General features: G+C 46.3%; 22 protein-coding genes. 19 read left to right on the top strand and 3 right to left on the bottom strand.

The features are described 5' to 3' along the window. Positions 1-18: 18 nt before the first annotated feature. Complete coding sequence (locus OM416_RS07115) at positions 19-363, top strand: hypothetical protein (protein WP_413775750.1); 345 nt, start codon at positions 19-21, stop codon at positions 361-363. Positions 364-672: 309 nt separating this feature from the next. On the opposite strand, the gene OM416_RS07110 is transcribed toward OM416_RS07115, so the two are convergent. From OM416_RS07110 to OM416_RS07100, 3 genes are read right to left on the bottom strand one after another with little or no spacing between them, the layout of a single operon-like run. Next, positions 673-1806 carry a bifunctional cystathionine gamma-lyase/homocysteine desulfhydrase gene (locus tag OM416_RS07110; protein ID WP_264928115.1) on the bottom strand — a complete coding sequence of 378 codons (1134 nt, stop codon included), beginning with the start codon at positions 1804-1806 and terminating at the stop codon, positions 673-675. A 1-nt stretch (position 1807) separates the two neighbouring features. Continuing rightward, on the bottom strand, positions 1808-2731 hold the full coding sequence (locus OM416_RS07105; RefSeq protein WP_264928114.1) for a PLP-dependent cysteine synthase family protein: 924 nt from the start codon (positions 2729-2731) through the stop codon (positions 1808-1810). A gap of 1 nt (position 2732) precedes the next feature. Continuing rightward, positions 2733-3377: a class I SAM-dependent DNA methyltransferase gene (locus OM416_RS07100; protein ID WP_264928113.1), complete on the bottom strand. Its 645-nt coding sequence runs from the start codon at positions 3375-3377 to the stop codon at positions 2733-2735. Positions 3378-3703: 326 nt separating this feature from the next. Between OM416_RS07100 and OM416_RS07095 the strand changes: the two genes are divergently transcribed. The 18 genes from OM416_RS07095 to glyS all read left to right on the top strand — a co-directional run bounded on the left by OM416_RS07095 (position 3704) and on the right by glyS (position 20145). After that, complete coding sequence (locus OM416_RS07095) at positions 3704-4063, top strand: histidine triad nucleotide-binding protein (RefSeq protein ID WP_264928112.1); 360 nt, start codon at positions 3704-3706, stop codon at positions 4061-4063. Positions 4064-4252: 189 nt separating this feature from the next. Continuing rightward, positions 4253-4426 (top strand): 30S ribosomal protein S21, encoded by a 174-nt coding sequence (gene rpsU / locus OM416_RS07090; protein WP_005547957.1) that lies wholly within the window; start codon positions 4253-4255, stop codon positions 4424-4426. 15 nt (positions 4427-4441) lie between these two features. Further along, the gene (locus OM416_RS07085) at positions 4442-4885 is read left to right on the top strand and encodes a GatB/YqeY domain-containing protein (protein WP_062835503.1); all 444 of its coding nucleotides are present in this window, start codon (positions 4442-4444) and stop codon (positions 4883-4885) included. A 284-nt stretch (positions 4886-5169) separates the two neighbouring features. Continuing rightward, complete coding sequence (locus OM416_RS07080; protein WP_264928867.1) at positions 5170-6492, top strand: NfeD family protein; 1323 nt, start codon at positions 5170-5172, stop codon at positions 6490-6492. Positions 6493-6653: 161 nt separating this feature from the next. Further along, positions 6654-7664 (top strand): flotillin-like protein FloA, encoded by a 1011-nt coding sequence (floA, locus tag OM416_RS07075; protein ID WP_264928111.1) that lies wholly within the window; start codon positions 6654-6656, stop codon positions 7662-7664. Positions 7665-7677: 13 nt separating this feature from the next. After that, complete coding sequence (locus OM416_RS07070) at positions 7678-8277, top strand: hypothetical protein (protein ID WP_264928110.1); 600 nt, start codon at positions 7678-7680, stop codon at positions 8275-8277. A gap of 179 nt (positions 8278-8456) precedes the next feature. Further along, a complete protein-coding gene (yqfC, locus tag OM416_RS07065) occupies positions 8457-8750 on the top strand; it encodes a sporulation protein YqfC (RefSeq protein ID WP_145323259.1) in 294 nt (97 codons plus the stop codon). Further along, complete coding sequence (gene yqfD / locus OM416_RS07060; protein ID WP_264928109.1) at positions 8747-9940, top strand: sporulation protein YqfD; 1194 nt, start codon at positions 8747-8749, stop codon at positions 9938-9940. Before yqfC ends, yqfD begins: the two co-directional genes overlap by 4 nt. Before the next feature lie 6 nt (positions 9941-9946). Continuing rightward, positions 9947-10918: a PhoH family protein gene (locus OM416_RS07055; protein ID WP_017687243.1), complete on the top strand. Its 972-nt coding sequence runs from the start codon at positions 9947-9949 to the stop codon at positions 10916-10918. A 16-nt stretch (positions 10919-10934) separates the two neighbouring features. After that, positions 10935-13184, top strand: coding sequence for an HD family phosphohydrolase (locus tag OM416_RS07050; protein ID WP_264928108.1), 2250 nt, complete (start codon positions 10935-10937; stop codon positions 13182-13184). 32 nt (positions 13185-13216) lie between these two features. After that, positions 13217-13714, top strand: coding sequence for an rRNA maturation RNase YbeY (gene ybeY, locus OM416_RS07045; RefSeq protein WP_036674804.1), 498 nt, complete (start codon positions 13217-13219; stop codon positions 13712-13714). Further along, entirely contained in the window at positions 13714-14085 is a 372-nt protein-coding gene (locus OM416_RS07040; protein ID WP_145151048.1) for a diacylglycerol kinase family protein, read from the top strand. The genes ybeY and OM416_RS07040 overlap by 1 nt, the downstream gene beginning before the upstream one ends. Positions 14086-14395: 310 nt before the next feature. After that, positions 14396-14809, top strand: a complete 414-nt coding sequence (locus OM416_RS07035; RefSeq protein ID WP_062835495.1) for a cytidine deaminase — start codon at positions 14396-14398, stop codon at positions 14807-14809. A gap of 39 nt (positions 14810-14848) precedes the next feature. Further along, the gene (gene era, locus OM416_RS07030; protein ID WP_047843779.1) at positions 14849-15748 is read left to right on the top strand and encodes a GTPase Era; all 900 of its coding nucleotides are present in this window, start codon (positions 14849-14851) and stop codon (positions 15746-15748) included. A 104-nt stretch (positions 15749-15852) separates the two neighbouring features. Next, complete coding sequence (locus tag OM416_RS07025; protein ID WP_076332313.1) at positions 15853-15993, top strand: YqzL family protein; 141 nt, start codon at positions 15853-15855, stop codon at positions 15991-15993. A 33-nt stretch (positions 15994-16026) separates the two neighbouring features. Beyond that, positions 16027-16779: a DNA repair protein RecO gene (recO, locus tag OM416_RS07020; protein ID WP_264928107.1), complete on the top strand. Its 753-nt coding sequence runs from the start codon at positions 16027-16029 to the stop codon at positions 16777-16779. A gap of 410 nt (positions 16780-17189) precedes the next feature. Then, on the top strand, positions 17190-18077 hold the full coding sequence (gene glyQ / locus OM416_RS07015) for a glycine--tRNA ligase subunit alpha (protein WP_145323243.1): 888 nt from the start codon (positions 17190-17192) through the stop codon (positions 18075-18077). Next, entirely contained in the window at positions 18070-20145 is a 2076-nt protein-coding gene (gene glyS, locus OM416_RS07010; protein WP_264928106.1) for a glycine--tRNA ligase subunit beta, read from the top strand. Before glyQ ends, glyS begins: the two co-directional genes overlap by 8 nt. The last annotated feature ends 159 nt before the right edge of the window (positions 20146-20304 follow it).

Raw genomic sequence — 20304 nt, 5'->3', positions numbered from 1 at the left:
TCGAGGAGGCGTTGGCAAGTGGAAAAGGTGGAAGCGAAGAAAATGTGTAAGGAACACATGCATCGTTATGTATGTGTACAGATGAATGATGGCATGCACTATGATGGCATTATGGAAAATGTGGATGATGAAATGATTTATTTGGCTGTTCCCGTTGGACCAGAAGCCATGGTGAATCATGCAAACTGGGCTCCAAATGCAATGCCGGGAGCGAACTATCCAATAGGTCATACCCGCGGATTTTATCCAGGATACGGGTACCCTACTCCTTATCCGTATTATGGTTATGGCCGTAGACGGTTTAACCGACTGGTGCTCCCGTTATTTGCGCTTACGGCGTTAACCCTTTTACCGTACTATTGAAATTAGAAAATCAAGTATAACGACAGTGATCCATTTTTATGCACCTTATGAAAGTCTTTGAAAAGAACAAGTTGAGGATGGATATGTTTGATTCATGGATACCCTAGATTATGAAATAGAGCGGTCTTATCACATATGGAGTCCAGCCTGATGTATCGCGACAGTCATTGCAATACAACTGGCAACATACCGAACATCCAAAAAGGTCATGCCTGTGCAGAAGCGAACTTCTGTAAGGCATGACTTTTTTTGAACCTAATTAGTGTAAGAATCGATTGATGGCCAGCTTAGACTTTATTCAAAATGCCCTTAACTTAATGCAGATTTCAAATCCTCAAGTAAATCTTCAACATCCTCGATCCCAACGGAGATACGAATCAAACCATCCGTAATCCCCAATTCTTGACGACGTTCATAAGGAATGGAAGCATGCGTCATTCGGGCAGGTACAGAGATTAAACTCTCCACTGCGCCCAGACTTTCAGCCAATGTGAAATAACGGACTTTGCTTAACACCTCATCTACTTTTTCAGCGCTGCCTACATCAAAGGAAACCATACCGCCATATCCTCTCGCTTGCGTGGAAGCGAGCTTATACTGTGGATGGTCGGGCAACCCGGGATAATAGACTTTGCTCACAGTCGGATGTTGATTCAAAAATGCCACAATCTGCTCGGTATTGCGTTCTTGCGCTTCCATCCGCAATCCCAATGTTTTAAGACCTCGCATTAAGAGCCAGGAATCCATGGGTCCCAGGACTGCGCCGATGGCATTTTGAATAAAATGCAGGTCTTCTCCAAGTTGCTCGCAGTTGACAACCGCAAGTCCTGCCACGACATCGCTATGACCGCCGATGTATTTCGTTGCAGAATGCAATACAATATCCGCTCCCAGAGCCAGCGGGGTTTGCCAATAAGGCGTACTAAACGTGTTATCCACGATGAATAGCAACTCATGTTGTTTCGACCATTTCGCTACAGCAGCAATATCGGTGACTTTGAGTAACGGATTGGTAGGTGTTTCTACATAGATGGCCTTCGTATTGGATTGCAAAGCTTGCTCCAGTGCTTGTAGTGAGGTGGTATCTACAAAGGTAGACTCGATCCCCAGACGATTCAGCACTTTGGTGAAAATACGATAAGTCCCGCCGTAGACGTCATCCGTCAGAATGACGTGATCTCCAGTTTTCAACAGAGACAGTACAGCGTGAATCGCAGCCATTCCGGAACTAAAAGCAAAACCGCGAACGCCATCCTCCAGCTCTTTAATGACTTCTTCCAACGCATGACGGGTAGGGTTACCAGTACGTGAATACTCGTATCCTTTGTGTACGCCAACCGATTCTTGCTCATACGTGCTTACTTGATAGATAGGTACACTCACTGCTCCAGTGTGTGGATCACCAACAATTCCTGCATGAATCAGCTTTGTTTTTGGTCTCATGTTATTGTCCTCCATCATAGATATTTTGGCTTAAATACCGTTCGCTGCTATCCGGGAAAATAACGACGATTTTACTTCCAGGGGCTGCGCGACCAGCTTCGGTTAATGCGGCTTGCATAGCTGCTCCTGAGGAGCTTCCTACCAGTAATCCTTCCAATAGGGCTAGATCTTTGACCCGCTCAAAGGCATCTTCATCTGAGATCGTATGAATGGCATCAAAATAACTCACATCCATAAAAGAAGATAATGTTTCGACGCCTATTCCTTCTGTACGATGTGGTCCCGAGGGACCTCCTGCGAGAATCGAACCTTCGGGTTCGACGATACATGTTTTGATTGACGGGTTTTGCTCCTTCAAATAGCGCGATCCTCCCATGAAAGTACCGCCAGACCCGGCTCCGGCGATATATACATCCACCTGTCCGTTCAAATCACGCCAAATCTCAGGGCCCAGATGTTCGTAATGTGCGAGTGGGTTATCCGGATTGGAGAACTGACCTGGAATATACGAACCTGGTATTTCTTTCGCCAACGATTCGGCCTTGCGTATGGCACCCGTCATTCCTTCTGATGTGGGTGTGTTCACAACCGTAGCTCCAAGAGCTTTCATCAATTGCTGCTTCTCGACGCTGAACTTCTGAGGTACTGTAAAAATGACCTTTAAGTTCAGGCCTACAGCCGCCATCGCAAGCCCAATCCCTGTATTGCCTGCGGTTGCTTCGATTACCGTTCCACCTGGCTTAACGTCTCCTCTTGCCAATGCTTGCTCCAATAAAAACTTGCCGATCCGATCTTTCACACTTCCTCCAGGATTCATGAATTCCAGTTTGGCGAATAGACGGATTCCTTCCGGTAATGGATAACGAGTTAATTCAAGCAGAGGTGTATTACCTATAAGTTCCTGTACATGTTGATAAACGGTCAAATTAACCAATCTCCTTTTGTGCGTTCATTAACCATACATATTGGTTTAATCGGGAAAAGTGCGTGTTAAAACCATATTTCGATAAAATGGCTTGTAATACATCGATTGTCGTATAGTATTCGGTCCGTAGATCTGTCAGCAGTTCAGTATAGCCTTGAGATGCTACCTTATCCTCAATCTGACGACGACTCTCCTGATCCTGAAAGACGGTATCTGCAAACACGATTTTTCCATTGGGGCTTAGCAGCTTGGCATATATTGAAATCGCCTGTTCTTTCTCCGCATCCGTTAAATGATGAAAAGCATAGGTGCTCACGATGGCGTCGATTGGCTCAGCGAGAGGAGGGAACTCCAGAAAGTCTCCTTCAAACAATTCGAAGTTCAGGTTCCGCTTTTGCACCTGATGGATCATCCCTTGTGAAGGTTCAACCCCGTATACTTTATGACCTGCGGCTATCAACTTTTCTGTAAGATTTCCCGTCCCTACGCCAAACTCCAAAATCGTTCCGCGCACCTCTGAGACCACTGTATGAAGGATTTCTTCATAATGCTCAAATACTTCCTGATATTGTTGGTCATGTCCCATTACGGTTTGATCATAATCATTTGACCATTGGTCAAATAAAGCCACAAACTCTCTACCCATTACTTTAATATCCTCCTTGGTATTGCCAAGAATAAAATCAACTATATCAATGGGGATTATATACTATAAAAGTGTAATTTAAAAGAAAAATATGGAATTTTATGGCTTTAAATCATCACCTCTGTACCTCTTTACTTGATTGATTCCCGTGACTTTCTTGAGTTATTTCTTCACCTGAAAGCCATGGATATGGATTGCTGAAGGGAAGAGGAACGATGAGTTTGTTTAGACTAGCTGGCAGTGTGCCTAGAGATTGGACGTGGGTTTTTACTTCTAGTATGATAGGAAGGAATACATACATTGGTTTACAAAGGAGGGTATGAACTATGGATTGCTTATTTTGCAAAATTGTAGAGGGCAGCATTCCCTCCAATAAAGTACTGGAGAATGACCATGTTATCGTGTTTCATGACATCCAGCCCGCAGCACCGACACATGTGCTCATCATTCCGAAGAAACATATTGCTTCCATGAATGAAGTGACTGCAGAAGATCTGCCTTTGATCGGCGAGATTCATCTGGCTGCTCAAGAAGCGGCCAAGCGTCTTGGCGTGGAGGAAACAGGGTATCGCTTAATCAACAATTGTGGTAAGGATGGAGAACAAACCGTTCATCATCTGCATTATCATTTGCTGGGTGGTACCAGACTTGGCGTGTTGACAAGTTTGTCTGATTCTCACAAATAAAAGAGCTAACGTGTGCTAATATTGAGTCGTTATGCATATGCATTAAATCCATGAATATGTAACCAAACGCTCATATAAATAAGTGATCTTTACATGGAGGTTGACACCTTTATTACCTTTCGCCTATAATGAAAGATGATGAACCGTGTTATTGCTCTTGGACGGTCTGGTCGGAGGGAGGGAAAACTGGTGTCTGAAACTAAAGTTCGCAAAAACGAGACTATTGATGCTGCACTTCGTCGTTTTAAACGCTCCATCGCTAAAGATGGCGTATTGGCTGAGGTGAAGAAACGTAAGCATTATGAGAAGCCAAGCGTAAAGCGCAAGAAAAAGTCCGAGGCTGCTCGTAAGAGAAAGTTTTAGGAGGATTTTAACTACATGAATCTTAGCGAACGATTGAACGAAGATATGAAGCAAGCGATGAAGAGTAAGGACAAGTTCAGACTCTCCAACATTCGGTTGATTCGTTCGACGATCAAGAATCTTGAAATAGATTTGAAAAGAGATTTGGATGACAACGAAGTGCTTGATATCCTGAGTCGTGAAATCAAACAGCGCAAAGATGCCCTCCAAGAATTTGACAAAGCGGGCCGTGAAGACCTCGCGGCAAATGCAAAAGCGGAAATTGAAGTACTCATCCAGTACCTTCCCGCACAGCTTTCCGAAGAAGAAATTAAAGTTATTGTACAGCAGACCATCCAGGAAACCGGTGCTTCTTCGAAAGCAGAGATGGGGAAAGTCATGGCGGCCCTTATGCCGAAAGTTAAAGGCAAAGCGGACGGCAAACTGGTAAATCAAGCAGTTCAACAATTTCTGCAATAAAGCAAATCAATAAACACCTCCTGACTTGTCAGGGGGTGTTTTTTCCATGTACAAGAACACATGAAGTCCGTGTGACCGGTGATTTTTTCTTTTTAATGGTTAATATATATTATTATGGATTTATATTCTTGCAATTGATCCTGTTTTCAAATATAATTTTAAGATTTTGAAACGAAATGTTGCATTGCACGTAATAAATACCATAAGCTGGACAGTATAACATTAATGGAAAAGGGGGGACTATTGTGAAGGGAAAGCGCCGGAAGAAGCTTACGGGGCCATTGATGCTCTTAATGCTGCTGACGCTGTTGCTTCCTGTCTGGATTGGATCACCGTCAGCGCATGCAGCTGAGAAGAGTGGCGCCGTATATATTATTCCGGTTGACAAACCAATCGAGCAGGGACTTGGCAAGTTCATGGAACGCGGGTTCAAGGAAGCGGAAAAGATGAACGCTGGCCTGATCGTTCTTGATATCAATACGCCGGGAGGCCGTGTCGACACTGCAGAAGCATTGGGAACCCTGATTAAGGACAGTCCGATAGAGACGGTTGCATTTGTCCGTGGAGATGCTGCTTCAGCCGGAAGTTTTCTGGCTCTGAATGCAGATAAGATCGTAATGTCACCAGGCAGTATGATTGGTGCGGCGGCAATGGTGGACAGTTCTGGTAAACATATTGATGATCCGAAGCTTGTTGCATTTTGGAAGAGCAAAATGCAGGGAGCGGCTGAAATCAGTGGCCGTGATGGCAAAATTGCAGCTGGAATGACGGATGTTAACATGGTTGTGGAGATGCCAGAGATCAATAAAACCAAGCAAAAAGGTGAAATTATTGCTCTCTCGGCTGAAGAAGCGCTGAAAGTCGGTTATGCCGACCACATCAGCAACACACCGGAAGAAGCGGCAACTTGGCTCGGTTACAGTCAGGATGATGTATTTAAGGTAGAACGGACGACAGCAGAGAATATTTCATCTTTTCTTACCAATCCTGTTGTCATGACTGTATTATTGTTCCTCGGAATCGCGGGTGTGATCATTGAATTGATTGTTCCTGGTTTTGGAGTTCCTGGTATTGTGGGTATCGTGTGTTTCGTCTTATATTTCTCAGGTAATTACATTGCGGGATTTGCCGGAGCGGAGACATGGGTACTATTTACTGTTGGACTCATCATGATGATTCTGGAGATGTTTATTCCGAGCTTCGGTATTCTGGGGATTTTGGGATCGATTGCGCTTGTGGCCGGTGTTGTAAGGGCTGCTTATGATACGAGTGATGCATTTGTATCTCTGGGTATCGCTTTTGGAGCAGCACTGGTAGTCATTGCGATCATCTCAATCATCTTTAAGGATCGAGGGATCTGGAATCGGTTCATACTGAGTGACAGTATGTCTGCGGATCGTGGTTATTCATCAGCGACAGAACGCAAAGAGCTGGTGGGTCTGCAAGGAATCAGTCTGACACCGCTTCGTCCTTCTGGAACAGCGATGTTTGAAGGGGAACGAATTGACGTCGTGACCGACGGAGACTTCATTCCCATTGATACACCGATTATTGTGATTAAAGCGGAAGGTACCCGGATTGTGGTTCAGCAAGCATTGCCGGTGTAACTCGCTCTGTTGTCGAAGCGGATCAACGCCTCGGCAATGTACATAACCACGTAGCTGAAGCTGCCAGCGAGGTGGTGCATTTTTTGATTTAGTAGCAGACTTATGATTGTCTTCTCTAATATTTTTAACAAATTCAAATGGTAAATGGAGGATTTTAAACTATGGACGCACCTATGATTACGATTTTGCTCATTGCGGTAGTAGGTATTATCGTATTGAGCGTATTCTTCAGCTTTTTCCCGGTTATGCTCTGGGTTTCAGCGATTGCATCCGGCGTACGTGTAAGTATTATTACACTGGTTGCGATGAGACTGAGACGTGTAACGCCTAGCCGTATCGTAAATCCAATGATTAAAGCAACTAAAGCGGGTCTTAAACTTTCAATGAACCAACTGGAGAGTCACTTCCTGGCAGGTGGTAACGTTGACCGTGTTGTAAACGCTCTGATTGCTGCACAACGTGCGAACATTCCGCTCGAATTTGAACGTGCTGCTGCCATTGACCTCGCAGGTCGTGACGTATTGCAAGCCGTACAAATGAGCGTTAACCCACGTGTTATCGAAACACCGATTGTCTCTGCGGTAGCCAAAGATGGTATCGAAGTTAAAGTTAGAGCACGGGTTACGGTTCGTGCCAATATTGACCGTCTCGTCGGTGGTGCTGGTGAAGAAACGATCATCGCCCGTGTCGGCGAAGGTATCGTAAGTACGAACGGTTCCTCCAATTCTCACAAAGACGTCCTGGAAAATCCGGATCTGATCTCCCGTACGGTATTGTCCAAAGGTCTGGATGCAGGTACTGCTTTTGAAATCCTGTCCATTGATATTGCGGACGTTGATGTAGGTAAAAACATTGGTGCATTCTTGCAAACAGAGCAAGCAGAAGCTGACAAACGAATCGCTCAAGCGAAAGCAGAAGAGCGTCGTGCAATGGCCGTAGCCCAAGAGCAAGAGATGAAAGCACGCGTAGTGGAAATGAGAGCGCGCGTTGTTGAATCCGAATCCCAAGTACCTTTGGCGATGTCCGAAGCACTGCGTAGTGGTAAAATTGGTGTCATGGATTACATGAACCTGAAGAATATTGAAGCAGATACTCAAATGCGTAACACATTGGGAAAACCTGGTGAAGGTTCGAATTCCAACGATCAGGGTGATTCCAAAAACGGAAGATAGGCGGTGAGTGCATATGGGCCTATTTGAATGGATTTTTGATAATCTGTATATTGTGGCCGTCATCGGTTTTGCGCTCTTCTCCTTCTTGGGGAAAGCTGCCAAATCGGCTGATCCGAACAAAAAGCGTCCTGCTAACGGGATGCCTACGTTTGGAGGCAGCGGTGACTCAGGCCGGGATGAACGCTCAAGAGATAACTCATCTCCGCAGCAGTCTTCCGGACCTGCAGATCCCCGCTATGATGAACAGTATGACGATCGGTATGATGACGAGCAATATGAGAATCAGTATGATCAGCCGTATTCGGAGCCTGCTGCATCTTCTCGCCCCGCAAGTGATTACAGAAGTGAGGGCACGATGAGTGCCATGGAAAATTCACTTGAGGAACAGATGAGAGGCATGGAACAGCAGCAACGCTTGATTGAAGAACGCTTGAATCGCATCTCTTCTGCGAATCGACCAGTTGTGTCTGATTCCAGTTGGGATGAGTCTAGCACCGATGGATCGGGTGCATCCCCGCTTCGCCCTGCCGATATTCGTACAGGTGTATTGTGGGCAGAAGTACTGGGTTCCCCTCGTTCCAAACAGCCGTTTGGCACAAGAGGGAAACTATAAACTAGTCATACTGTTGGACGGAAATAGAGCCGTCTCTGGTGAGCATAAAGCCGCCGGAGACGGCTTTTTCTGTGTTCTTTGCTTTTTTCTCAACATTCGTATCTAAACGCCCCGGAATTTTCATAAATTCACGAATCTGCGCATAAGTTGAACTGTAGAGGAAGGGGGAAGACCTTCGAATGACCCGGATCAGCCGCAAGCTGCGCAGATGGACCAGTGAAGTGTTGGATCTGCCGCAGGATGTGCTTTATGATATGCCACGGTTAACCCTGATTGGCAGTAAGCAACTATATATAGAGAATCATCGCGGTGTTATCCATTTCACGCCGGATCGCATCGTGCTGGCTCTTTCCCAAGGCCAGTTGGAGATCAAGGGGACTGCTTTGGTGATACGCAACATTTTGCCGGATGAAGTAGCTGTTGAAGGAACGATTCTGGATATTCATATGAATGGAGTGGAGGGGAACGCATGAAGCAGCCCAGTCTGTACAAACTGCGGGGAGCAGTCCGAATCACGGTCACTGGGGGAGACATTGAAGCATTGATCAATACAGTGGCAGAGCAGGGACTGGAAGTGTGGAACCTGCGTGCTCACGATGGACGCGTGGCAGAGATGAACATTCTGCTGCCGCATTTTTTCAGGCTGCGTCCGATGTTGAAACGGACAGGCTGCAGAGTGAAAGTGACCCATCGCAGCGGTTTTCCATTTTTTGCAGCCCGACTATTGCGAAGGAAGTTTTTTCTCGGGGGAATGTTGTTTTTTGTGGCAGCTTTGTTTGCATTGTCGTCTATGGTATGGAATGTGGAGGTCAAGGGTAACGTTACCATTCCCACGGACGAGGTGCTCGCAGCAGCGAAGAAAGAAGGGGTATACCCTTTCCAATGGGGGTTCCGCTTGCAGAGCCAAGACAAGCTCTCCAGACAGCTTGCACTCGCTCTACCGGATGTGACTTGGATTGGCGTGAGCAAAGAGGGGACAACCATTACCATTCAGGTCGTAGAGTCGGCGCAACCGAAGCGCGAGCCGTTATTGAATCCCAGACATTTGATCAGCAAAGCAGATGCTGTCGTCACTCAAATCTATGCAGAGCAGGGACGTCCTGTTGTTCAGAAGGATATGCGTGTCAAAAAGGGTCAGGTCTTGATCTCGGGTATTCTCGGGGATGAGGAGAACACCAAGACCATCGTTGCCAAAGGGGAAGTTCGTGGTCTGGTATGGCGTGAGTATCAGGTAGAAGTTCCGCTTGTGCAAAAACATAACACGATGACTGGTGAGAGCAAAGAACGCTTTTACATGGTGCTGGGGAAATGGGCGATCCAACTGTGGGGATATGGAAGTACACCGTTCAGTTCTTTTGATACCGAGAGCGATCATAAACCATTGACCTGGCGATCCTTTACACTTCCCATGGGCTGGCTGACAGAGAAAGATCTGGAGACCCGAGAGCATGAGGAACAACAGACGATAGAATGGGCCAGAACGAAAGGATTGGAAGGAGCAAGGAACGATATTATCGCCAAAAACGGCAAAGGAACGAAAATTATAAGTGAAAAAATTTTGCATGAGAAGAAAGAGAATGGTAAAGTTTATATGAAAGTCTTATTTGAGGTAGAAGAAAGCATTGCGGAGGAACTTCCGCTAGTCCATAGTCAAGGAGAATGAGGATATTTGTCAGAGCAAACACGCAGCATACAAATCTCCCTCCAGAGTGCGGGAGAGGGTCAATCTCTTTTTGGACCCCAAGATACTTTTCTTAAACTGATTGAATCCGAGATTCCCGCCCAGATTGCATCCCGTGAAGCGGAGATTGTAATTTTCGGCAATGCACAACAGGTGGAATCGCTTGAACAATTATTTGATGTGTTACTGCAATTGATACGCAACGGATATGTGTTAACCGAAAGAGATGTGAAGTATGCAATTGAACTTGCCAAGGATATGCGGGCAGACCAGCTATTGGATCTGTTCAAGGGCGAGATTACGACGACATACCGAGGTAAACCAATCCGTGTTAAAACCATTGGACAGAAGCACTATGTAACTACAATTAAAAAACGTGATATTGTATTTGGCATTGGTCCTGCCGGTACGGGTAAAACTTACCTTGCTGTTGTTCTGGCTGTTGCCGCGATTAAAGAAGGTAGCGTCAAACGTATCGTACTCACACGGCCTGCTGTTGAAGCAGGAGAAAGCCTGGGTTTTTTGCCAGGTGATCTTCAGGAGAAGGTAGACCCGTATCTGAGACCGCTGTACGATGCCCTGTATGACGTTATGGGACAGGAACAGACCGCGAAGGCACTGGAGCGTGGGTTAATCGAAATTGCCCCACTCGCCTACATGCGGGGGCGTACACTGGATGACTCCTTCATCATTCTTGATGAAGCACAGAACACAACGCCGGAACAGATGAAGATGTTTCTGACCCGTCTTGGTTTTGGCTCCAAAATGGTCATCACCGGAGACGTGACACAGATTGATTTACCGCGTGGTAAGAAATCCGGGCTTGTGGAAGCGAATACGATCTTGAACGAAGTTAACGAGATTGGATTTGTCTATTTTGCCGAGCAAGATGTTGTGCGGCATTCCCTCGTCCAGAAAATTATCGTGGCTTACAACCACGCCGCAGAAAATCAAGCATAGAAAGGGATTGTCTAAAGTGACCTCGAAGGAACCGTCAAAAGGCAAATCTTTTCAGAATAAGGCTACAGGATGGAAGTATAGCGTGTGGGCACGCTATCTTCTGTTTTTGTTTCTGGTGATTCTTTTCTACGTGAGTCTGGCTTCCAAGCTGCTCCCCGAGCGGTATGATATTCAGGAAGGTACACGAAGTGAAGTGGATATTGCTGCGCCCATGCAGATTCCGAATAACAAGGCCACACTCAAAGCTCAGGAAGAAGCGGCTGAACGCGTACAGCCGATATTTCAGATCGTGCAGATGCGGAACGAAAATTTGATGACAACCCTGCTTGATCGTGTAGATCGATTGAATCAGGATGATCAGATTTCAAGTCAGGATAAGATTGATATTTATCGGGATGAAATTCCGCAACGCCAGAAGGATTTTGTGACCAATTATATCAATAATAATCGGAAAGCCGGTACATACTCCGAGACGCTGTTGGAAGAGATCCGAAATGTGGTACAGGAGCAAAGCTATCGTATTCCCGAAGAGACCTACATCAAAATCTCACGTCTGACATCGGATGATATCCAGGAGATGAAACCAGTTGCGAGGGACATTGTTGCCCGTCTAATGACGGACCAGATCAGCGATGCAACCACCGCGCGTGCCAAAGTAGCCGAGATGGTGAGTGTCAGCTCTCTTAGTAAGCGCACGCAACGTGAGGTGGTGCAAGAGCTTGCTCGCCTCGTGGTGACCTCTAACCGCTTCTATGACGAAGAGGGAACCAAGGAAGCGAAAGTGCAGGCGCGTGAGAACACGCAAACCGTCTTTATCAAGCAAGGTGACACATTAGTTGCCAAAGGTGAGATGATCACCCCGGAAATGTATACACTGCTGGATGAGAATGATTTGCTGAAAAATGAAGTGAACTACTGGCCGCAGCTTGGACTTCTGATGTTTTCCTGCCTGTTGTCGGCAGCAATTCTGATGTATATTCAGCAATGCAGCGGAACGCATTTCAAATATAATAATGCGCAGCTGTTGATGCTTGTTCTCATTTTTATTATTACGATTGTGGTTATGCATGTAACGGCCATTATTCAGACCAATGAGAGGTCTTATGTTGGCTTCCTTGCACCTGTTGCGGTAGGGGCGATGTTAATTGCGCTGTTACTGGATACGTCGCTTGCCTTTGTATGTTCGATACTGATCGGCATGTTGTCTAGCATTATTTTGAACACGCATCAGGGTCAGCTTTTTGACTTTGAACTAGGGTTCTTCGCCGTGGTAGTTTCGTTTGTTGCGATCTTCGCAACGCATAAGGCCAGCCAGCGATCGACGATCCTGAAAGGGGCCATTATGGTCTGCTTGTTCGGGTCCATAGCCGTCTTCACTCTGGCTTTGATTGACTCAGGAGATTGGAACCGAACCACGACACTGTATGGCGTTGGATTTGCATTTGCTGGTGGCGTATTAACTGCCATACTGGTCATCGGGCTGATGCCATTTTTCGAAACATCATTCGGTATCTTGTCAGCGCTCAAACTGGTGGAACTGTCTAACCCGAACCATCCGCTTCTACGCAAGTTGCTGACGGAGACACCGGGGACCTATCATCACAGCGTTATGGTTGGGAATCTATCCGAAGCTGCAGCAGAAGCTATTGGAGCAAACGGATTGCTCTGTCGAGTTGGATCGTATTATCATGATATTGGCAAGACGAAACGCCCCATCTATTTTATTGAAAATCAGAACAATATGGAGAATCCGCATGATTCGATCGATCCGAAACTGAGCAAATCCATTATCGTTGCCCATGCGCGCGATGGTGTGGAAATGCAAAAGGATTACAAGCTGCCCAGACCTATTCGGGATATTGCGGAACAGCATCATGGCACGACATTTCTCCACTATTTCTATCACAAAGCACTGCGCCAGGCGGAAGAAGCAGGCGTTGAACCTGATTTCACGGAAGAAGATTTCCGTTACCCTGGGCCGAAGGCTCAGTCGAAGGAATCTGCTATTGTTGGTATTGCCGATAGTGTGGAGGCTGCTGTGAGATCTTTACGCAAACCGACAGTGGAGCAAGTGGAGTCCATGATTGAAAAGATTATTAAAGGACGATTGGACGATCATCAATTCAATGATTGTGACCTTACGATGCGTGAACTGGATATTGTCGCCAGAACATTGAAGGAAACGGTCATGGGTATCTTCCACTCCCGGATAGAATATCCGGAGGAGATCAAGAAACCGAAGCCGACTTCACCCGAAGCAGGCTAATTCAATAATATGAAGACAGGAGTTATGAAGGAATGAGTCTTAATCTGGCATGGAATAATGAACAACAGGATAAAGAAATTACAGAACCGATGATTGCAATGCTGGAGCAGCTGCTGAACCTTGCAGGAGAAGCAGAAGGTGTTGCAGACGGGGAAGTGGCTCTGACTTTTGTGAACGATGAGCAGATCCATGAGTTGAACCGTGATTATCGCGGTATTGACCGTCCTACGGATGTATTGTCTTTTGCAATGAACGAAACGGTGGATGAAGAACTCGATATTATCTATGAGCTGGACGAAGATGAGGAAATGGAAGAAATGCCGGATGTTCTTGGAGACATCATTATTTCCGTTCCGCGGACCATCCTGCAAAGTGAGGAATACGGACATTCATTTGAACGTGAGCTTGGTTTTCTGTTTGTCCATGGCTTCTTGCACTTGCTCGGATATGACCATCAGGATGAAGCTAGCGAGGCTGAAATGATGGGCAAACAAGAAGCGGTATTGGCCCAGGCCGGGTTGACACGATAATGAAAAGGCGCTCCTGGGGTCTGGTATTCCGTAATGCAGCGGAAGGAATCGCATATGGGTTGCGGACTCAGCGTAATGTGAGAGTTCACACGGGAGTGGCTGTTTTGATGTGTGTAGCCGGCTTTTTTTTCAGAATCTCAAGAATAGATTGGATGTTTGTGCTAACCGCTGTCTTTTTGGTCCTGGTGACTGAATTGATGAACACGGCTGTAGAGGCTGCAGTTGATTTGGCACATCCCCATATCCATCCGCTGGCAAAAGCGGCGAAGGATACCGCGGCCGGGGCAGTTCTGCTGGCTGCGGTATTCGCCGTCATCATCGGTTGCATCGTTTTCATTAAGCCGGTGATGAGCTGGCTGGGTTTGTACTAATTTTGTTTTAACTTTGTTTTGATTCGTTATGATTTGATTTTATTACTACACAAATTTGTGAAGTTAGACCTTTTTTAAGTTGAACTTGTAGACATTACACGATAACGAAGAGGACAGAAATAAACCTGTAGAAGCGAAGCGTTCGCCTTTATCCCCGGATTTTCACTTTGAAAAAGTGAATCAAAAAATCGGGGGATAACAGCGATCGAAGGGTTATTCTGGACTCGGAGTGACTAGTGTAAATTTGGCTTTGGTTGAACTTAACTCGTAGGTAATAACTTTATATTGCACCCTAAGGGAGAGAATATCAATGGATAATGGTTTGCTAATGCAAGAGGCAATTAAGGCACGTACGAAGGCGTACACGCCTTACTCCCATTTTGGTGTAGGAGCAGCTTTGCTTGACAGTGAAGGGCATGTGCATCATGGTTGTAATATTGAGAATGCTGCGTATACCCCAGGTAACTGTGCTGAGCGTACAGCGATGTTCAGTGCCATTGCAGGTGGACAGCAGCCTCGCAGCTTTAAAGCGATTGCCATTGTGGGAGACACGGATGGTCCGATTGCTCCATGTGGCGTATGTCGTCAGGTCATGTACGAACTGTGTGAACCCGATATGAAAGTCATCTTGGGGAACATGAAAGGTGATCTGCAAGAGACCACCGTTGCTGAACTGTTACCATGGGCTTTTGGTCCTTCTGATCTGAATTCTGCCAAAAAATAAACCAATACATTCCAGGCCTAGGCGCCTGAGGAGGAAAATATGAAAAAACAAGCATTCAAATCCGGTTTTGTAGCCATTATTGGACGTCCAAACGTAGGTAAATCCACACTGATGAACCAAGTTATTGGACAGAAAATTGCCATTATGTCGGACAAGCCACAAACTACCCGTAATAAGATTCATGGTGTGTATACATCCGAACATCAGCAAATCGTTTTCCTGGACACACCGGGTATTCACAAACGTCAATCCAAACTTGGCGATTACATGAATCAGACCGCTCTAAACACGCTCGGAGAAGTGGAAGCAGCACTGTTCCTGATTGACGCTTCGGAGGGTTTGGGTGGCGGTGACCGTTATATTGCTGAACAGTTGAAAAACATCCGTACGCCTGTCATTCTTGTCATGAATAAAATTGACAAAATTGAGCCGGAAGCGCTGCTGCCACTCATTGAGACATATCGCAAGCTTCACGATTTCGCTGAAATCGTTCCTGTCTCTGCCATGCTTGGCAGCAATGTCAGCACGTTGCTGGAACAGCTCGGCAAGTATTTGCCGGAAGGTCCCCAGTACTATCCTGATGACCAGGTTACTGACCATCCGGAGCAATTTGTATGTGCGGAGTTGATTCGTGAGAAGATTCTACAGATGACTCGTGAAGAAGTACCCCACTCGATTGCCGTAACGATCGAGGATATGAAAGTACAGGATAACGGTGTCGTTTATATCTCGGCCGTCATTTTTGTGGAACGGGATTCCCAAAAAGGGATCATTATCGGGAAGCAAGGTGCCCTTCTGAAAGAAGTGGGTAAACGAGCCCGACACGACATTCAGAATTTGCTTGGCTCCAAAATTTTCATGGATCTGTGGGTTAAAGTGAAAAAAGACTGGAGAAATCAGGATAGAGTACTGCGTGACCTTGGCTTTGGCCGTGACTGATCGTCGGAATTGTATCCAGTAATTGCAACACATAGTTTACCTTGCAAGACTCCATCCTATTTGGTAGATGCAGACGTCATTTCCGAAGAGAGGATGAAATTCCGATGCGAGATTTTTCGTGGAAGGTTTTTGCGATGACGGGGGACGTGGAGTCCTATTTGTTATATACCGAGGCGTGTAATTCGTTAGGACAGGAGTCGGAACCTGCAAGGGAAGTGATTGAAGATGAAGAAGCCGAGGTATAACTGGCTGATTCGAGAATGGTTAGGTGACGAGGCATGCTATACAGGGTGGAAGGCATTGTCATCCGCAGCATGGACTACGGCGAAGGGAACAAAATCATTACGCTTTGCACCGAAAGCGGCGGGAAAGTAGGGGTACTCGTCCGCGGTGCCAAAAAGCCCAAGAGCCGACATGCTGCACTGGTGCAGCCGTTTACGTTTGGTCAATATGTTTATTTTCGCAATACGGGTCTAGGTACACTGAATGCTGGAGAAATCGTTGAATCCTATCATGAATTGCGTGAAGATCTGGTCAAGGCCTCCTATGCTTCTTATGCATGTGAACTATTGGATCGCGTGCTTCAGGATGAAGAGACAGGTACATTTTGGTTCAAACAGTTAAAGGCGTGTTTGCAGGCGTTGAAGGAAGAGAAAGATCCGGTTGTTATTACGAGTCTGTACGAAATGAAAATATTACAGGCATCCGGTTATGGTCCACAGTTCGATGAGTGTATCTCCTGTAACCAGGAGCGACCGGATGAGCAGTTGTTTATGAGTCCCAGACTAGGCGGCGTCCTGTGTCGTGCATGCAAACATTTCGATCCTCCGGCGATGTCAGTCAGTCCAAAGGCTCTGAAGTTGTTGCGTTTGTTCGCTCAGTTGGATCTGCAGCGCCTGGGAAATATATCAGTAAGTGAGTCTACCCGTGATGAGATCAAAAAACTGATGCGGGCCTTCATGGATCATCAGCTTGGCCTGAATCTTAAATCCCGTTCTTTCCTCGATCAGATGGAGAAGTACGGGATTTGAGGCGTTTTGGTGGAAGTGAAACTATATCTTGACTTCATACTAGATTTTATATATTATGAAATATAATTTCTCTTTATGAGACATGCATTGAACGAGAAAGTAAAAGACTGGATTTATTGCATTTGTGGGGGACAAGTCGTATATGACACTTGCGAATCATGAATGAGCGAGCCGGGGATGGTGGAAGCCTGGTTGAATCCGTTTTTGAAACGGCACTCGGGAGCATGAATGGACACGGAAAAGTGGGCTGGAACGAGCAGGATCATCCTGTTTGATCCAAGCCAAGTAGGGTGGAACCGCGGGAATAGCTCTCGTCCCTACGTCTGTACAACAGGCGTAGGACGGGGGCTATTTATTGTTGTCTGCACCGTTCTAAGCTTGCTAACAAACCATTGAAAAGGAGCATGATTATGAATTTTCAGCAGATGATTCTAACGCTGCAACAATTCTGGGCCGAGCATAACTGTATTATTGTCCAGCCATACGATACGGAAAAAGGGGCAGGTACGATGAACCCGATGACCTTTTTGCGCTCGCTTGGACCCGAACCTTGGAAAGTAGCCTATGTGGAGCCTTCCCGTCGTCCTTCGGACGGACGTTATGGCGAGAACCCTAACCGGCTGTACCAGCATCATCAGTTCCAGGTGATCATCAAGCCTTCTCCGGACAATATTCAGGAAATTTACCTGGAAAGTCTGAAGCGTCTGGGCATTGATCCGCTCAAACATGATATTCGGTTTGTTGAAGACAACTGGGAGAATCCTTCCCTTGGTTGTGCAGGTCTTGGTTGGGAAGTATGGTTGGACGGAATGGAAATTACACAATTCACGTATTTCCAACAGGTTGGTGGAATCGAGACGAATCCGGTAGCCGTTGAAATTACGTATGGTATGGAGCGTTTGGCTTCTTACATTCAGGAAAAAGAGAATGTGTTTGATTTGGAATGGGTGGAAGGCATTACTTATGGTGATGTATTCCGTCAGCCAGAATTCGAACATTCCAAATATACGTTTGAAGTATCCGATGTCAAAATGCTGTTTACACTCTTCAACATGCATGAAGAAGAAGCAAACAAGGCCATGGCGCAGCATCTGGTATTCCCGGCATATGACTATGTGCTGAAATGTTCCCACACGTTCAACTTGTTGGATGCACGTGGAGCTATCAGTGTAACGGAACGTACGGGCTACATCACACGTGTCCGTAATCTGGCTCGCCAAGTCGCTGCAACATATATGGAAGAGCGTGAGAAGCTAGGCTTCCCGCTGATCAAGAAAGGGGGAGCCGAGCATGTCTAAGGATCTTTTGTTTGAAATCGGGCTGGAAGAAGTACCTGCACGCTTCATGAGCGCAGCAATCGCACAGCTGCAAGAACGTGTCGTGAAATGGCTTGACGCATCCCGCATTGCTTATGGTGAAGTGAATGCGTATGCTACACCACGCCGACTGGCTGTTTTGATTCAGAATGTGGCTGAAAAGCAGGAAGATATAGAGGAAGAAGTGAAAGGCCCTTCACGCAAAATTGCACTAGACGACAGTGGTAATTGGAGCAAAGCTGCACTCGGATTCGCTCGCAGTCAAGGTGTTGAACCAGACCAATTCACGTTCAAAGAATTAAACGGTGTCGAATATATCTATGCAACGAAGAGCAGCAAAGGTGTGGAAACAGCTTCTGTGGTTGGCGAAGGGTTGCTTTCTGTATTACATGCCATGACGTTCCCGAAATTCATGCGTTGGGCTTCCTATGATTTCAAATTTGTACGTCCAATCCGCTGGATTGTGGCTATGCTCGGCAGTGATGTCATTGATCTGGAAGTAACAGGTGTTAAATCGGGTAATGTAACTCGCGGACATCGATTCCTCGGCAAGGAGGCCGTGATTTCCAATCCGTCTTCGTACGTGGAAGTGTTGCGTTCCGAACATGTCATTGCAGATATCCAGGAACGTGAACAGATCATTGTATCCCAAATTCAGGCTCTGGCTGCTGAAAAAAAATGGGATATTGCGATTAAGGAAGACTTGTTGGAAGAAGTGCTGTTCCTGGTGGAAACACCTACGGTATTGTTCGGGACATTCGACTCTTCATTTTTGAATATTCCACAAGAAGTATTGATTACTTCCATGCGTGAGCACCAGCGTTATTTCCCTGTACTGGACAATGAGGGACAACTGTTGCCATTCTTCGTGACGGTACGTAACGGTGGAAGTGATTCACTGGACGTTATTGCCAAAGGGAATGAAAAAGTTCTGCGTGCACGTCTGTCTGATGCCAAGTTCTTCTATGAGGAAGATCAGAAGCTACAGATTAAGGATGCATTGTCGAAACTGGAAAGTATCGTCTTCCAGGAAGAATTGGGAACGGTTGGAGACAAAGTGCGTCGTATTCGCAAGATTGCCGATGGACTTGCTGCCAAACTGCAAGTATCCGGTGATGTTGCTGAATCTGTTAGCCGCTCAGCAGATATCTGCAAATTCGATCTGGTGACACTGATGGTGGGAGAATTCCCGGAACTGCAAGGTGTGATGGGTGAGGATTACGCTCGTAAAGCTGGCGAAAAAGAAGAAGTGGCCAAAGCGGTATTTGAACACTATCAGCCACGTTTCGCTGGAGATCAATCCCCTGCTTCTCTTGTAGGTGCTCTTGTCAGTGCTGCGGATAAAATGGACACAATCGTGGGTTGCTTCTCCATCAACATCATTCCAACAGGTTCTCAAGATCCGTATGCGCTGCGCCGTCAGGCTGCAGGTATTGTACAGATTTTGCTGGATCACAAGCTCCCGCTGACATTGTCAGATGTGTTCGGAGTAGCACTTCAAGTACATGCCCAGATGAACCTGTTGAAACGTGCGGACGAAGAGGTTCGTAAAGATCTGCAAGACTTCTTCGGTCTTCGTGTGAAAAAATTGTTGTCCGAAACCGTCCGTTACGACGTTGTGGATGCAGTAATTTCTTCTGGATTCGATGATATCAGCGCTGTGGTTCCAAAAGGTGAAGCGCTGATGGCGGCTGTTCTGACAGGAGACGCATTCAAAACAACGGTTGAATCGTTCAACCGTGTGGGTAATCTGGCTGCCAAAGCATCCAATGCTTCCGTACATCCGGAACTGTTCACAGAAGATGGAGAGCGTCAGTTACACGAGGCATGGAGCAGAACGAATGCAGAGTACCGTCAGGCGTTGGCTCAGCACGATGCTGCTGAAGCGCTGGCTATTGCATCCGCTTGGAAGGATGGTATTACCTCATTCTTTGATTCAGTCATGGTTATGGCTGAAGATGATGCTGTTCGTGCGAACCGACTTGCACTGCTCGCGGCTATTGATCGTGACTTGAAAGGATTTGCTGATTTTTCCAAGTTGATTGGGTAATTGGGCGTATTTCATGAGTCCTTTTCCACAGACTTGGAGCAATGCTAAATTTCAGTATTAAAGAAGGATATATGAGGGTATAAATATACGGAACGGGTTGTGAAATGTATTTTTGACAACCGCTCCGTATTTTAGCCTTTGATTTCCCTCGTTCCGGCA

It is taken from the genome of Paenibacillus sp. LS1, from assembly GCF_026013365.1.
GTDB lineage: Bacteria > Bacillota > Bacilli > Paenibacillales > Paenibacillaceae > Paenibacillus.
Note: the sequence above shows the minus strand (reverse complement) of the source record. Positions and strands in the feature narration are given on the sequence as shown.

Bases quoted from the DNA above. Each gene is read 5' to 3' on its own strand.
- OM416_RS07100 (WP_264928113.1), bottom strand. From the start codon at position 3,377: ATGGGTAGAGAGTTTGTGGCTTTATTTGACCAATGGTCAAATGATTAT.
- yqfC (WP_145323259.1), top strand. From the start codon at position 8,457: ATGACCCGGATCAGCCGCAAGCTGCGCAGATGGACCAGTGAAGTGTTG.
- glyQ (WP_145323243.1), top strand. From the start codon at position 17,190: ATGAATTTTCAGCAGATGATTCTAACGCTGCAACAATTCTGGGCCGAG.
- yqfD (WP_264928109.1), top strand. From the start codon at position 8,747: ATGAAGCAGCCCAGTCTGTACAAACTGCGGGGAGCAGTCCGAATCACG.
- floA (WP_264928111.1), top strand. From the start codon at position 6,654: ATGGACGCACCTATGATTACGATTTTGCTCATTGCGGTAGTAGGTATT.
- OM416_RS07110 (WP_264928115.1), bottom strand. From the start codon at position 1,806: ATGAGACCAAAAACAAAGCTGATTCATGCAGGAATTGTTGGTGATCCA.
- recO (WP_264928107.1), top strand. From the start codon at position 16,027: ATGCTATACAGGGTGGAAGGCATTGTCATCCGCAGCATGGACTACGGC.
- OM416_RS07035 (WP_062835495.1), top strand. From the start codon at position 14,396: ATGGATAATGGTTTGCTAATGCAAGAGGCAATTAAGGCACGTACGAAG.
- glyS (WP_264928106.1), top strand. From the start codon at position 18,070: ATGTCTAAGGATCTTTTGTTTGAAATCGGGCTGGAAGAAGTACCTGCA.
- OM416_RS07080 (WP_264928867.1), top strand. From the start codon at position 5,170: ATGCTCTTAATGCTGCTGACGCTGTTGCTTCCTGTCTGGATTGGATCA.
- OM416_RS07095 (WP_264928112.1), top strand. From the start codon at position 3,704: ATGGATTGCTTATTTTGCAAAATTGTAGAGGGCAGCATTCCCTCCAAT.
- era (WP_047843779.1), top strand. From the start codon at position 14,849: ATGAAAAAACAAGCATTCAAATCCGGTTTTGTAGCCATTATTGGACGT.
- OM416_RS07070 (WP_264928110.1), top strand. From the start codon at position 7,678: ATGGGCCTATTTGAATGGATTTTTGATAATCTGTATATTGTGGCCGTC.
- OM416_RS07040 (WP_145151048.1), top strand. From the start codon at position 13,714: ATGAAAAGGCGCTCCTGGGGTCTGGTATTCCGTAATGCAGCGGAAGGA.
- OM416_RS07025 (WP_076332313.1), top strand. From the start codon at position 15,853: ATGCGAGATTTTTCGTGGAAGGTTTTTGCGATGACGGGGGACGTGGAG.
- ybeY (WP_036674804.1), top strand. From the start codon at position 13,217: ATGAGTCTTAATCTGGCATGGAATAATGAACAACAGGATAAAGAAATT.
- OM416_RS07085 (WP_062835503.1), top strand. From the start codon at position 4,442: ATGAATCTTAGCGAACGATTGAACGAAGATATGAAGCAAGCGATGAAG.